The organism is Lentzea flava (assembly GCF_014648475.1).
GTDB lineage: Bacteria > Actinomycetota > Actinomycetes > Mycobacteriales > Pseudonocardiaceae > Lentzea > Lentzea flava.
This window is the reverse complement of record NZ_BMRE01000065.1, coordinates 1-14,686: the sequence shown is the minus strand read 5'-3', so window position 1 is coordinate 14,686 and position 14,686 is coordinate 1. Positions and strand designations below refer to the sequence as shown.

The 14,686-nt window shown below is 69.0% G+C and carries 10 protein-coding genes; 9 read left to right on the top strand and 1 reads right to left on the bottom strand.

All coding sequences use genetic code 11. From position 1 onward, the window contains the following. Positions 1 to 139 precede the first annotated feature (139 nt). Genes IEZ09_RS40325 through IEZ09_RS40285 form a run of 9 tightly spaced genes read left to right on the top strand, consistent with a single transcriptional unit; the run spans position 140 to position 14,368 of the window. Entirely contained in the window at positions 140 to 1,822 is a 1,683-nt protein-coding gene (locus tag IEZ09_RS40325) for an ABC transporter substrate-binding protein (protein ID WP_189259118.1), read from the top strand. Further along, complete coding sequence (locus IEZ09_RS40320; RefSeq protein ID WP_229813380.1) at positions 1,819 to 2,766, top strand: ABC transporter permease; 948 nt, start codon at positions 1,819 to 1,821, stop codon at positions 2,764 to 2,766. Before IEZ09_RS40325 ends, IEZ09_RS40320 begins: the two co-directional genes overlap by 4 nt. Then, the gene (locus IEZ09_RS40315; RefSeq protein WP_189259117.1) at positions 2,763 to 3,740 is read left to right on the top strand and encodes a carbohydrate ABC transporter permease; all 978 of its coding nucleotides are present in this window, start codon (positions 2,763 to 2,765) and stop codon (positions 3,738 to 3,740) included. The genes IEZ09_RS40320 and IEZ09_RS40315 overlap by 4 nt, the downstream gene beginning before the upstream one ends. A gap of 6 nt (positions 3,741 to 3,746) precedes the next feature. Beyond that, positions 3,747 to 4,778 carry a LacI family DNA-binding transcriptional regulator gene (locus IEZ09_RS40310; RefSeq protein ID WP_189259116.1) on the top strand — a complete coding sequence of 344 codons (1,032 nt, stop codon included), beginning with the start codon at positions 3,747 to 3,749 and terminating at the stop codon, positions 4,776 to 4,778. A gap of 49 nt (positions 4,779 to 4,827) precedes the next feature. Then, the gene (locus tag IEZ09_RS40305; RefSeq protein WP_189259115.1) at positions 4,828 to 6,864 is read left to right on the top strand and encodes a glycoside hydrolase family 31 protein; all 2,037 of its coding nucleotides are present in this window, start codon (positions 4,828 to 4,830) and stop codon (positions 6,862 to 6,864) included. After that, positions 6,861 to 8,846 (top strand): beta-galactosidase, encoded by a 1,986-nt coding sequence (locus IEZ09_RS40300; RefSeq protein WP_229813379.1) that lies wholly within the window; start codon positions 6,861 to 6,863, stop codon positions 8,844 to 8,846. The genes IEZ09_RS40305 and IEZ09_RS40300 overlap by 4 nt, the downstream gene beginning before the upstream one ends. Further along, positions 8,843 to 10,891 (top strand): alpha-galactosidase, encoded by a 2,049-nt coding sequence (locus IEZ09_RS40295; RefSeq protein WP_229813378.1) that lies wholly within the window; start codon positions 8,843 to 8,845, stop codon positions 10,889 to 10,891. The genes IEZ09_RS40300 and IEZ09_RS40295 overlap by 4 nt, the downstream gene beginning before the upstream one ends. After that, the gene (locus IEZ09_RS40290) at positions 10,888 to 12,360 is read left to right on the top strand and encodes a glycoside hydrolase family 43 protein (RefSeq protein WP_229813377.1); all 1,473 of its coding nucleotides are present in this window, start codon (positions 10,888 to 10,890) and stop codon (positions 12,358 to 12,360) included. The genes IEZ09_RS40295 and IEZ09_RS40290 overlap by 4 nt, the downstream gene beginning before the upstream one ends. Positions 12,361 to 12,376: 16 nt before the next feature. Next, complete coding sequence (locus tag IEZ09_RS40285; RefSeq protein WP_189259113.1) at positions 12,377 to 14,368, top strand: cellulase family glycosylhydrolase; 1,992 nt, start codon at positions 12,377 to 12,379, stop codon at positions 14,366 to 14,368. A gap of 72 nt (positions 14,369 to 14,440) precedes the next feature. Here IEZ09_RS40285 and IEZ09_RS40280 read toward each other — a convergent pair. Beyond that, a partial coding sequence (locus IEZ09_RS40280) for an IS3 family transposase (RefSeq protein WP_229813376.1) occupies positions 14,441 to 14,686 on the bottom strand: 246 nt, incomplete at its 5' end.

Below are 14,686 nucleotides of genomic sequence, written 5' to 3'. Positions count from 1 at the left end.
GCTAGCGGCGAAGCGTTTCGACGGTGGCACGCTGGGGTTTCTGCTGTCAACGGTCTTGTTTCGTGCGAGCTACGTCACTACTGTGCCCGACATCTGTTTAAGCGCTTCGACACTTCGACGACGAAGGATCGGTTCCGCCATGGGCATCGAGTTGAACCGCAGGAACTTTCTGAGCGCCGCAGTCTCTGCCGCGGGACTCGTCGCGATGGGGCCGCTGCTGTCGGCTTGCGGCGGGGGAGGTCCATCGCGGGCCGGCGTGAACTCCGAGGCGGGGCTCAAGGCCGTGCTGCCCACCTACGTGCCGAACACGTCGATCAAGCCGGACATCCCCTCCATCGCGGGCGGCCCCGACGTGCTGACGGACCCCGGCTTCCTCGGCTACCCGACGAACAGGGTGGTCACCGTGTCCGGCGTGCCGGGCAAGGGCGGGAAGTACTCCGCGGTCACACCGCTGTGGGGAACCATCCCACCGGCCGACAACAGCTTCTACCAGGCCATGAACAAGGCCTTGGGCGTCGAGCTCCAGGTGAAGCCCGCGGACGGCAACAACTACAACACGATCATCCCGACGATGACCGCGGCGAAGAAGCTGCCCGACTGGATCAACCTGCCGGGCTGGTGGAACCCCCAGTTCAACACCGGCGGTCTCGTCGGCAACCAGCTCGCCGACCTGACGCCCTACCTGTCCGGCGACAACATCAAGAAGTACCCCAACCTCGCGGCCATCCCCACCGCCGCGTGGCGGGCCGGCGCGTGGGGCGACAAGCTGTACGGGATTCCGTCGTTCTCGACCGGGTTCAAGGTCGCGGGCGTCGTCTTCTACCGCCGGGACGTCCTGGAGGCCAAGGGCATCACCGCCGACCAGGTGAAGTCCGCGGACGACCTGATGAACCTCGGCAAGGAGCTGACCGACGCCAAGGCCGGCGTCTGGGCCTTCGACGACGTGTACCGCTACGTCTACACCTCCTTCGGCGCACCGCTGAAGTGGAAGGTGGACAACGGCAAGCTGATCCACCTCTACGAGACCTCGGAGTTCCTGGACGCGGCCGACTGGCACCGCAAGCTCGCGCTCGCCGGTTACGTGCACCCCGACGCGCTGGCGGGTGACAACGCCGGCGCCAACACCCGGTTCTACGGCGGCAAGACGTTGATCGGCGGCGGTGGCCAGGGCGCGTGGAACCTCGCCGACCTCCAGGCGGGCCAGGCCGCGAACCCGAACTACCGGCGCGGTGCGTTCAACTTCTTCGCCGCCGACGGCAAGAGCACGCCTCGTGTCGACATGGGGCAGTCGACCGACATCGTCAGCTACCTCAACATCAACCTGAAGCCGGAGCAGATCGAGGAGTGCCTGGCGGTCGCGAACTACCTGGCCGCGCCGTTCGGCTCCGCCGAGTACACGATGGTCAACTTCGGTGTCGAAGGCATGCACTTCACGATGAAGGACGGTGTGCCGACGCCGACCGAGGCGGGCATGAAGGAGGTCCAGGCCAAGACCTACCCGTTCCTGGCCGCGCCGCCTTCCGTCGTCAACAACCCCACCGGGGACATCGTCACCAAGGACCTCACCGCCTGGCAGGCCGCCAACGTGAAGGCGCTCGCCAAGCCGGTCTTCTGGGGCATGAACATCAGCATGCCGCAGGCGCAGGCCACGGCCGAGGCCGCGCAGCCCGTCGAGGACACGCTCAAGGACGTCATCCACGGCAAGAAGTCGATCCAGGACCTGAAGGACTCCGTCGCGAACTGGAAGAGCAGCGGCGGCGGTGACCGGCTGATCCAGTGGATGAACGACAACGTCCTGCAGAAGTTCGGTACGGGACAGTGACCAGCATTCGAGCAGACCGCGCAGGACGACCGGCCAGGCTGAGCTGGCGGATCAGGCTGAGACGCGACCGGTCGCTGATCCTGATGACGCTGCCCGCCGTCGTCCTCCTGCTGGTCTTCAACTACGTGCCGTTGTTCGGGCTCGCCACCGCGTTCCAGGAGTACGACCCGCTGGCCGGGGTCTGGCAGAGCCCCTGGGCAGGCTTCTACCAGTTCGAACGGCTGCTGAACGACTCACTGTTCTGGGGAGCGCTGAGGAACACGCTCTGGCTGAGCTTCGTCCAGCTGATCCTGTTCTTCCCGGTCCCGATCGCGCTCGCGCTGCTGCTCAACTCGGTGCTGTCCGAGCGGATCCGCAACTTCATCCAGTCCGTCGTGTACCTGCCGCACTTCTTCTCGTGGGTGCTGGCGATCACGATCTTCCAGCAGATGCTCGGCGGCGCCGGCGCTCTCAACCAGTTCCTGCGCAGCAACGACATCGGCACGTGGGACATCATGACCAATCCGGACACCTTCGCGCTGCTGGTCACCTCCCAGGTGATCTGGAAGGAAGCCGGGTGGGGGATCATCGTGTTCCTGGCGGCGCTCGCCGCCATCAACACCGACCTCTACGAGGCGGCAGCGGCCGACGGAGCCGGCCGGTTGCGGCGGCTGTGGCACATCACGCTGCCGGGGCTGCGGTCCGTCATCGTGCTGATGCTGGTGCTGCGCCTGGGCAACGCGCTGACCGTCGGCTTCGAGCAGTTCCTCATCCAGCGCAACGCGGTCGGCCACGACACGGCCGAGGTGCTGGACACCTTCTCGTTCTACTACGGCATCGCCACCGGCGACTACAGCTACGGCGCGGCGGCCGGTCTGTTCAAGAGCGTCATCTCGTTGTTGCTCATCTGGGGTGCGAACAAGCTGGCGCACGCCTTCGGGGAAGACGGGTTGTACCGAAAATGACACTCGCAATCGAACGCACCGGTGCCGACGCGGTCGCGAAACCTGTTGCGGCCCAAGCGGTTCGCCGGAAGCGGAAGAACGAGCGGCCGACCTGGGAGGAACCGCCCACAGTGGTGGGGCAGGCCGCGAAGGGCATCACCCTGAGCGGGGTGCTGCTGGTCATGCTGGTGCCGTTGTGGATCATCGTGGTGACCAGCCTGTCCACCCAGGCCGCGGTCAACCGCGCCGGCGGCCTCGTCATCTGGCCGACCGACATCACGTTCGAGTCCTACCGGGTGATGCTCACCGACTCGACGGTGCGCACCGCGTTGCTGGTGAGCCTGGGGATCACGGCGGTCGGCACGGTGGTGTCGATGGCGGTCTCGGTCATGTGCGCCTACGGGCTGTCCCGGTCGCGGTCGCTCGGGCACCGTTTCATCCTGATGCTGCTGATCATCACGATGTTCGTCAACGGTGGCCTGATCCCGACGTTCCTGGTCGTCACCGGGCTGGGCGGCTACGACCAGTGGTGGGCGCTGATCCTGCCGAGCGCGGTGTCGGTGTTCAACATCCTGATCCTGCGCGCGTTCTACTCGAGCACGTCGCTCGACCTGATCGAGGCCGCGCGGATCGACGGGGCGGGGGACTGGCGGATCCTGTGGTCCATCGTGCTGCCCACCTCGCGGGCGGTCACGGCGGTGATGGCTCTCTTCTACGGCGTCGGTTACTGGAACTCGTTCTTCAACGTCATGTTGTACATGCCGACCGACAGCGAGAAGTGGCCGTTGCAGTACGTGCTGCTCACCTATGTCAACCGGGGCAACGGCATGCCGGGCTCGGTCAACAACGGCTTCGGTGACCAGTTCTCCCAGACGGCACCGCTGGCGCTGCAGATGGCCGTTGTCGTGCTGACCCTCGTGCCGTTGCTCCTCGTTTATCCGTTCGTGCAGAAGCACTTCCGCACGGGCGTCCTGACCGGCGCTATCAAAGGCTGAAATTTCATGGTGACCATCGCCGATGTGGCCAGGCACGCGGGCGTGTCGTCCAGCACCGTCAGTTATGTGCTGAGCGGCAAGCGCGCCATCTCGGAGGAGACCAAGCGCCGGGTCGAGAGCTCCGTGCGGGAGCTCGGCTACCACCCGCACGCCGGTGCGCGGGCCCTGGCCGCACGGAGATCGCACATCATCGCCCTGATGGTGCCGCTGCGCACCGACGTGTACGTGCCGGTGATGATGGAGATCGCCGTCTCGGTCACCATGGCCGCCCGGCGGCACGGCTACGACGTGCTGCTGATCACCAACGACGAGGGCCCTGACGGGGTGCGCAGGATCGGGGCCAGCGGCCTCGCCGACGGCGTGATCCTCATGGACGTCGAGCTGGACGACGAGCGCATCCCGGTGTTGCAGTCGCAGGGCACCCAGGCCGCGCTCATCGGCCTGCCCGACGACCCCGGCGGACTGTCCTGTGTGGACCACGACTTCGCGGCGGCCGGGGCGCTCTGCGCGGACCACCTGGCCGACCTCGGCCACCGCGAGGTCGCGTTCATCGGCTACGGCTCGGGTGTCTACACGCGACACGCCGGCTACGCCGAACGCACGCTCTCCGGTTTCGGGGAACGGGCGACGCAGCGCGGACTTCGGTACGTGCACCGGCCGTGCGACGGCACCTACGAGAGCACGGCGGGAACGCTCGCCCGCATTCTCGCCGACCGGCCGGAGACCACCGGGTTCGTGGTGCAGAACGAAGGCGCGATCGGGCCGTTGCTCACGCTGCTGCGCACCAGCGGGCGGACCGTTCCCGAGGACGCGTCGGTGATCGCGCTCTGCCAGGAGCAGCTCGCCGAGCAGTTCGCGCCCAGGCTCACCTCGGTGACCGGGTCGGCGCAGGACCTCGGCCGGGTCGCGGTCGAGCAGATCATGCGCCGGATCGCGGCCGCTGGCCGCGGTGAGCGGCCGGAGGACGAGCAGGTCCTGCTCACCCCCGTTCTCTCCGTGCGGGACAGCACGGGACGTGCGCCGGTCATCGGCTCCTGACTTTTCGCAAGCTCCATCACCACCGCAGACAACCGCGAGGAGCGGCAGCATGCCCACGTACTTCCGAGACCTCGGCAACGCGCTCGAATGGCGCGCCAAGGGCGAGACCCTGCGCGTCGAGCCGTGGGGCCCGGACGCCGTCCGGGTTCGAGCGACACCGGGCGGGCCGTTGCTCGAGGACCTGCCCGGTGCGTTGCTCGACGCGCCACCCGACGGCGGCGAGGCCGAGATCAAGATCGCCGAGCACCACGCGACGCTGGTCAACGGCAAGCTGACCGTCCGGATCGACGCGCACACCGAGGGCCAGCTGACGCCGGAACTCGGCGCGTCCGCGGGAAGCCTGACGTTCCTGCGCACCGAGGACGGCACCGAACTGCTGGCCGAGCAGCCCGCGCACTTCTGGTGGCCGGGACCGCGCCTGGCGACCGCGACCGGCAACGGGCACCACCGGCTCGAACAGCGTTTCCGTGCCTACGAGGGGGAACGTCTCTACGGCCTGGGCCAGCACACGCACGGCATGCTGAACCAGAAGGGCGCGGTCATCGACCTCGTCCAGCGCAACGCCGAGGTCACCATCCCGCTGCTGATCTCCGACCGCGGCTACGGCCTGCTGTGGAACTCGCCTGCCATCGGCAGGGTCGAGCTGGCCCAGACCGGTACGCGCTGGGTCGCCGACAGCGCCCGGCAGATCGACTACTGGTTCACCGCGGGTGAGCCCGCCGACGTGCTGCGCCGTTACGCGGACGCGACCGGCCACGCGCCGGAACTTCCCGAGTGGGCGGCGGGTTTCTGGCAGTGCAAGCTGCGCTACCGCACCCAGGAGGAGCTGCTGGAGGTGGCGCGCGAGTACCGGCGGCGCGGGCTGCCGTTGTCCGTGATCGTCTGCGACTTCTTCCACTGGACGCACCTCGGCGAGTGGAAGTTCGACCCCGCCGAGTGGCCCGATCCGGCGGCGATGGTCCGCGAGCTCGACGAGATGGGCGTCAAGCTGATGGTCTCGGTCTGGCCGTCGGTGAGCCCGGCCAGCGAGAACTACCACCCCATGCTCGATCAGGGTTTCTTCATCGGAACCGAGTTCGGGCCGATGGCGCACGCGGACTGGCCGGACAAGGGGCTCGGCGCGTACTCCGCCCAGGTCGCCTTCTACGACGCCACCAACCCCGAGGCCCGCGAGTACGTGTGGGAACGCATCCGGCGCGGCTACCACGAGCTCGGCATCAAGGTGTTCTGGCTGGACGCCGGTGAACCCGAGCTCAAGCCAGGTCACCAGTACAACCTGCGTTACCACGCCGGTCCCGGCCTGGAGGTCGGCAACCTCTACCCGCGTGAGAACGCGCGCACCGTCCACGACGGACTGCGCGCGGCCGGGGAGACGGAGATCATCTCGCTCAACCGGTCGTCGTGGGCGGGCGCGCAGCGGTACGGCGCCGCGCTCTGGTCCGGTGACATCGCCACCGACTTCGCGTCGCTGCGCACCCAGATCAAGGCCGGCCTGAACGTGATGATGTCCGGAATCCCGTGGTGGACAACGGATATCGGCGGATTCCACGGCGGCGACCCTGACGACCCCGCCTACCGCGAGGTCCTCGTGCGCTGGTTCCAGTACGGCACCTTCTGCCCGTTGTTCCGGCTGCACGGGTTCCGCGGCGACGAGCAGGTGCTCGAGCCCGCCATGACCGGGCTGGCCAACGAGGTCTGGTCTTACGGCGAGGAAGCCTACGAGATCCTCGCCGAGCACATCCGGCTGCGGGAACGCCTGCGCCCCTACGTGATGGAGCAGATGCGCACGGCCTCCGAGACCGGTGTGCCGCCGATGCGGCCGGTGTTCCTGGAGTTCCCCGGTGATTCCGCGGCGTGGCAGGTCGAGGACGCCTTCCTGCTCGGCCCCGACCTGCTCGTCGCTCCGATCACCGAGGCGGGCGTCCGCGAGCGCGAGGTGTACCTCCCCGCGGGTGCACAGTGGACGGACGCGTGGACCGGCGAGGAGCACGAGGGCGGGCAGACGATCACCGTCGCGGCCCCGATCGAGCGCATCCCGCTGTTCCTGCGTAACGGCGCGAGCCTGCCCGTCCGGGAGGCAGCGTGATCACGCAACGGTTGGGCGGACTCGCTTTCGGTGGTGACTACAACCCCGAGCAGTGGGACGAGCAGGTGTGGAAGGAGGACGACGAGCTGATGCGGCAGGCCGGGGTCAACCTGGCCACGGTCGGTGTGTTCTCCTGGGCGCTGCTGGAGCCGGAGGAGGGCCGCTACGACTTCGGCTGGCTCGACGCGCACCTGGATCGCCTGCACGCCAACGGTGTGCACGTCGACCTGGCCACGCCGACCGCGTCGCCACCGCCGTGGTTCACGCTCGCTCACCCGGACGCCCTGCCCGTGACCCCGGACGGCACCAGGCTGGTGCACGGCAGCCGCGACACCTACTGCATCAGTGCCCCGGCCTACCGTGCCGCGGCCCGGCGCATCGCCTCCGCGCTCGCGGAACGCTACGGCGACCACCCGGCGCTGGCGTTGTGGCACGTGCACAACGAGTACGTGACGTTGTGCTGGTGCGATCACACCGCCGCTGCCTTCCGCGTCTGGCTGCGGGCGCGGTACGGCTCGCTGGACGCGCTCAACTCCTCGTGGGGGACGGCGTTCTGGAGCCAGCGGTACGGCAGCTGGGAGCAGATCCTGCCGCCGCGCGCGACGCAGTGGCACCGCAACCCCGGCCACACCTTGGACTTCAGCCGGTTCTGCTCCGACGAGGTGATCGCCGCCTACCGCGAGCAGCGCGACGCGATCCGCGCCCACAGCGACCGGCCCGTCACGACGAACATGATGCTGCCCGGCTACCAGAACGTCGACCTGTGGGCGATGGGCCGCGCGGTCGACCTGGTCGCCATCGACTTCTACCCCTCCGCACCAGGTCTGGACGCGGCAGCGGAGGCCGCCTTCACCGCCGACCGCGCCCGTTCGTTCGCGGGCGGCAAGCCGTGGCTGCTCATGGAACAGGGCACCAACACCGTCTACCACCAGGGCCGGACGCTGGCCAGGGAGCCCGGCGACATCCTGCGGCAGTCCCTGGGCCACATCGCGCGCGGTTCCGAGGGTGCGCTGTTCTTCCAGTGGCGCCAGTCCAGGGCGGGCGCCGAGCAGTGGCACTCGGCGATGGTTCCGCACGCCGGCCCGGACAGCCGCGTCTTCGGTGAGGTGACGGAGACCGGTGCGGCCGTCGGCAGGCTCGCCGAGCTGGCGGGATCGACCGTCAGCGCGGCGCAGGTGGCCGTGCTGCACGACTCCGACGCGTGGTGGGCGTCGAACTCGGACGGCCTGTGCTCGCCCGAGCTCGACTACCTCTCCGCACTGAGCAGCGCCCACCGCGCGTTGTGGAACGCCGGTGTGGCGGTGGACTTCGCACATCCGGAAGAGGACCTGAGCCGCTTCCGGCTCGTGCTCGCCCCGGCGCTGTTCCTGCTCTCCGACACCGGCGCGGAGAACCTGCGCCGCTACGTCGCCGCCGGTGGCACGTTGCTCTTCCAGCACTTCGGCGGGGTCGTCGACGACCGCATGCACGCCCGGCTCGGTGGCTATCCGGCCGCACCGCTGCGCGAGGCGCTGGGCATCAGGGTCGAGGAGCACCGGCCGTTGCGGCGCGACGAGCGGATCACCCTCTCCGACGGCTCGCACGGCACGGTCTGGAGCGAGTCGGTGCGGGCGCAGGGTGCCGAGCCGGTCGCCACCTACACCCACGGCATGCTCGCCGGATCACCGGCACTCACGCGGCACGGCTTCGGCGCGGGCCACGGCTGGTATCTGTCCACCCGGCTCGACGAAGCCGACTACAACGCGCTCGTCGCCCGGTTGCTGGACTCCGCCGGCGTCGAACCGGTGCTGCCCGGACTTCCGTCCGGCGTCGAGGCGGTGACGCGCCAGGCCGAGGACGGTCGTCGGTGGCATTTCGTGCTCAACCACCTCGACGAACCCGTGCCGCTGCCATCGGCCGCGTACGACCTGCTGACCGGTGGACCGGTGCGGGAAGTGCCGCCCGGTGGGTGCGTCGTGCTGCGAGAGGAAAGGCCGCTGTGACGACGATTCGCTGGGGTCACGAGGACCTCACCTGGGAGTTCGACGTCGTCGACGGCAAGGTCCGCCGCCGCGGCTCGTCGTTGCCGCTGGCGGAGGTGACCGCCGCGAACCACGGCCGCCACTGGTCCAGCAACCGCCTCGTCGACACGGTGATCGGCGCGGGGCTGCGGTACCGAACGCACCGAGAACTGTCCGAAAAGGACTTCCAGGTGCTCGTCATCGAGCTGCACGACGAGGAGAGCGGCCTGGCCGCCGAGGTCACCTACCGGTCGCCGGACGGTATTCCGGTGGTGCGCGGCGAGGTCGTCGTGCGCAACGAGGGCAGTGCTCCGCTGCGGCTGGAGTCGGTCACGTCGCTCGTGACGGGCGGTCTCGCGGCGGGTGCCGACGTGCTGTGGGCGGAGAACGACTGGAACGCCGAATGCCGATGGCGGCGTCAGCCGGTGCGCCTCTCGTCGCCGGACCGGAACGGACGGCTCGCCGACTACCGGCACAAGAGCGCGTTCACCGTCGCGGGACGAGGAGTGTGGTCCAGCTGCGGCCATCTGCCGATGGGCGGTCTCACGGACAGTGCGACGGGTCAGTCGTGGGTGTGGCAGATCGAGCACAACGGCGGTGGCTGGAGCTGGGAGTGCGGCGAGCTCGACGGCACCGGCTACGTGGCGCTGTCCGGGCCGGTGGACCTCCAGCACGGCTGGAACCGCGTGCTGGCACCGGGTGAGGAGTTCCGCACCGTGCCCGTGGCGCTGGCCTTCAGCGCGGACGGCGGGCTGGACGACGCGTTCGCGGCGCTGACCCGCTACCGCCGCGCGACCCGCAGGCCGCACCCCGACCACGAGGGCCTGCCGGTCATCTTCAACGACTACATGAACTGCCTGATGGGTGATCCCACGACGGCGAAGCTGCTGCCGTTGATCGATGCCGCTGCCGAGGCGGGCGCCGAGTACTTCGTGATCGACGCCGGCTGGTACGCCGAGGAGGGCGAAAGCTGGTGGGGCACTGTCGGCGCGTGGCAGCCGTCGCGCAGCCGTTTCCCCGGTGGCCTGCAGGAAGTGCTGACGCGCATCCGGGACCGCGGCATGGTTCCCGGCCTGTGGCTGGAGCCCGAGGTCATCGGTGTCGACAGCCCGCTGGCGCGGAGCCTGCCGGACGAGGCGTTCTTCCGCCGTGACGGCGTGCGGGTCTCCGACTGCGGACGGCACCAGCTGGACCTGCGCCACCCGGCCGCGCGCGCCCACCTGGACGAGGTGGTGGACCGGCTGGTCGGCCAGTGGGGTGTCGGCTACCTGAAGCTGGACTACAACATCAACCCGGGTTCCGGCACCAGCGCGGACTCCTCCGAGAGCCCGGCCGACGGCCTGCTCGGCCACAACCGCGCCCACCTCGACTGGCTCGACGGTGTCCTGGACCGCCATCCCCACCTGGTCCTGGAGAACTGCGCCTCCGGTGGCCTGCGCATCGATCACGCGGTGCTGTCGCGGTCGCAGCTGCAGTCGACGAGCGATCAGCAGAACCTGGACCGCTACGTGCCCATCGCGGCCTCCGCGCCGACCGCGATCACGCCGGAGCAGGGCGCGGTCTGGGCCTACCCGCTACCGGAGCACTCGCTCGACGAGGTCGCCGTCACCATGGCGAACGCGCTGCTCGGCCGCATCCACCTGTCCGGGAAGATCGCGGACCTGCGGCCGGAGGCGCGTGCGCTCGTCCACGAGGCCGTGGCGGTGTACAAGTCCATCCGCGCCGATCTGCCGCAGGCGGTTCCGTTCTGGCCGCTGGGCCTGCCGGGCTGGGAGGACCCGTGGATCGCGCTGGCCATGTCGACGTCCTCCACGACCTACCTCACGCTCTGGCGCCGCCCCGGCGGTGAGGACACCGTGCGCCTGCGGTTGCCGCAGCTGTCCGATGTGGACGTCGAGGTGCTCTACCCGGACAACAGCGCCGCGATCACGTGGTGGCGCGCGGACACCGCCGAACTCTCGGTGACGCTTCCCACCGCGCCGTCCGCCGTGCTGTGCCGGCTCACGACCAGAGGAGCGGACCGGTGACGGCCCCGGTGATCCCGGGGATGCACCCCGACCCGAGCGTGTGCCGGGTCGGCGAGGACTACTACCTGGTGTGTTCCAGCTTCGAGTACTTCCCCGGCATCCCGGTGTTCCACAGCCGCGACCTGGTGCACTGGACGCAGATCGGCAACGCGCTGGACCGGACGAGCCAGCTGCGGCTGACCGCGGAAACCCCGTCGTCGGCCGGGATCTACGCCCCGACGCTGCGCCACCACGACGGCCGGTTCTGGTTGATCGTCACGAGCGTGAGCCACGGTGGCGGCAACATGGTCTTCACCGCCACCGATCCCGCGGGCCCGTGGTCCGACCCCGTCCTGCTGCCGGACGTCGGCGGCATCGACCCCGACCTCGCCTGGGACGTCGACGGCACCTGCTGGTGCACGGTCGCCGGGGTGTCGCAGTACCGCATCGACCCGGCCACCGGCGAGACCTTCGGTGAGCCGCGGCGACTCTGGTCCGGCACACCGGGTGCCAAGGCCCCGGAAGCGCCGCACCTGTACCGCATCGGCGACCACTGGTACCTGCTGATCGCCGAAGGCGGCACCGAACGCGGTCACGGCGTTTCGATCGCGCGCGGCCCGTCGCCCAACGGCCCGTTCGAACCATGTCCCGCCAACCCGGTCCTGTCCCACCGCAGCACCGACGAACGGGTGCAGAACACCGGCCACGCGGATCTGGTGCAGGGCCCCGACGGCTCGTGGTGGATGGTGCTGCTCGGCGTGCGGCCCGGCGGCGGCACACCCGGCTGGCACGTGCTCGGCAGGGAGACCTTCCTGGCACCGGTGAGCTGGGTCGACGGCTGGCCGGTGGTCGGCAGGGTCGGGACGACGCCCCCGTGGCCGCTGCACCCGGTGCAGGAGGAACAGGGCAGGGACGACTTCGACCAGAGCGAGCTGCGGCCGATCTGGGTGTCTCCGCGTGACCGTCCTGGATCGCATTACACGACCAAGGACCGCGCCGGGTGGCTCACCCTGCACGCCCGCGGCGCCGGTCTGGACGACCCGGACGTCGTGTTCGCGGGCCGTCGTCAGCAGCACCTGTCGTGCCGTGCCAGGACGTTGATCGACCCAGCGGAGGGCAGCGGTGGCCTCGCGGTCCGGTTCGACGAGGAGCACCACTACGAGATCGAGGTGGCGTCGGGAGAGGTGAAGGTCCTCGCCCGCATCGGTCCACTGCGGACAGTGGTGGCGTCGCGGCCCGCACCGGCCGGACCACTGGTTCTCGGTGTCCGGATCGACGAGGCGAAGGAAGTGCGCGACTCGCGGTCCGGCCCGGACACCGTCTCCCTCGGCGTCGAGGAACCGGACGGCACGTTCACCGTGCTCGCCGCGCTCGACGGCCGGTACCTCTCGACCGAGGTCGCCGGCGGCTTCACCGGCCGGGTCATCGGCGCGTACGCCGCGACCGGCACCGTCCACTTCGACTGGTTCGACTACGAACCGCTCGGCTGAGATTGTGGGGCGCTTCATGTACAGATCAATCGGTGCGATCGTGACGGCGGTGTTCACCGCGAGCCTGATGACGGCGAACCCCGCCGCCGCGGCGGAGGCCGGCTGCAAGGTCACCTACACCGTGAGCGGGCAGTGGGAGGGCGGCTTCAAGGCCGACGTCGCCGTCACCAACCTCGGCGCCGCCCTCGACGGGTGGAAGCTGACCTGGGACTGGCCGTCCGGCCAGCAGGCGGGCAGGGCGTGGAACGCGAAGATCACCGAGTCCGACGGCCAGGTCACCGCCGAGAACACCCCTCAGAACGCCAGGATCGCGTCGACCGCGACGGTGAAGTTCGGCTTCACCGGCACCTGGTCGCACGCCAACACGGCGCCGTTGGCGTTCTCGCTCAACGGTGTCACGTGCGTCCACGGCGGCCCGAACCGCACCGCGATGGAGCACACCGCGGCGATGCAGCCGGGCTGGAACCTCGGCAACACGCTCGACGCGACCGGCCCCGACGAGACGTCGTGGGGCAACCCCCGCGTCACGGAAGCGTTGCTGGACAACGTGAAGGCGCAGGGATTCAAGAGCATCCGCGTCCCGGTCACGTGGAGCGCGCACCTGGCCCAGGACGGCACGATCGAGGCGGAGTACCTCGCCCGGGTCAAGGAGGTCGTGCGCTGGGCGCTGGCCCGAGACCTGTACGTTATGGTGAACATCCACCACGACTCGTGGCAGTGGATGTCGAAGATGCCGACCGAGCACGACAGCGTGCTCACCAGGTTCACCAGGATGTGGACGCAGCTCGCGGGCGCTTTCACCGAGTTCGGGCCCAAGCTGACGTTCGAGAGCTGGAACGAGCCGCAGTTCACCGGAAGCACCGGCAAGGCGCAGGAGATCGCGCTCAACGCCGAGCTGAACGCCGCGTTCCACGAGATCGTGCGCCGGTCGGGCGGCAACAACGCCACCCGCCTGCTGGTCCTGCCGACGCTGCACACCTCGACCGAGCAGGAGTACGTCGACCCGCTGGTGGAGCAGATCCGCGGGCTCAACGACCCCAACCTGATCGCGACCGTGCACTCCTACGGCTACTGGCCGTTCAGCGCGAACGTCGCGGGCGGCATCCGCTACGACGCCACCGCGCAGAAGTTCGACACCGACGCGTTCGACCGCGTGCACAACAGCTTCATCGCGCGGGGCATCCCGGTGATCCTCGGCGAGTACGGCCTGCTCGGCTTCGACCGCCACACCGGCACGATCGAGCAGGGCGAGAAGCTCAAGTTCTTCGAGTACGTCGGCTACTACGCCCGCACCAAGAAGATCACCACCATGCTGTGGGACAACGGTCAGCACTTCGACCGCACCATGTTCCAGTGGAAGGACCCCGAGCTCTTCGCGCACATCAGGTCGAGCTGGACGACCCGCTCCGGCACGGCCGACACCGACCAGGTCTTCATCGCGAAGCCGAGCCCGGTCACCGCGAGGACGATCAAGCTGAACCTCAACGGCACGTCGTTCTCCGGTCTGTACAACGGAAACGTCGCCCTGGCCCGCGGCCGCGACTACACGGTCGACGGCGACCAGCTCACCCTGACCGCCTCGGCGCTCACCAGGCTGAGCGGCTCGCGGACCTACGGCGTCAACGCGGTGCTGACGGCCCGCTTCTCCCAGGGCGTGCCGTGGCGGTTCTACGTCATCACCTACGACACCCCGGTGCTGTCGAGCGTCACGGGGACGACCGACAAGTTCGAGATCCCGACGAACTTCCGCGGTGACCAGCTCGCCACGATGGAGGCGAAGTACGACGACGGCACCTTCGCCGGTCCGCACGACTGGACGTCCTTCAAGGAGTTCGACGTGGCGTTCGCGCCCAACTACACCGACCGCTTCACCGCGCTGAAGGCGGCGTTCTTCGCCAACGTCAAGGACGGTCAGCGGGTGACGCTCACGTTCCACTACTGGAGCGGCACCAAGGTCAGCTACCACCTCACCAAGTCCGGCACCGCGGTAACCGGCACTCCCGCCTGACCCGGTTTTCCCGATGAAGGGCTCCTTCATCCACTGAACTGGGCCCCGAAAGTTGGACTGGCTAAGTGAAGGTTAGGCCGCGAGGGTCTGGGCTCGGTATTCGGCCGGGCTCAGGCCTTTGAGCGTGGTGGAGATGCGGGTGGTGTTGTACCAGTCGATGTAGTCGTGCAGCTGCGTGGTGAACTCCTCGGTGGTGTCGAACTTGTTGTGGTGGAACAGTTCTTCCTTGAGGTGGCCGAAGAAGTTTTCGGCGATGGCGTGTCCAGGCAGGTGGCCCGCCGTGACATCGACTGGGTCAGGCCGGCGTCGGTCAGCAGC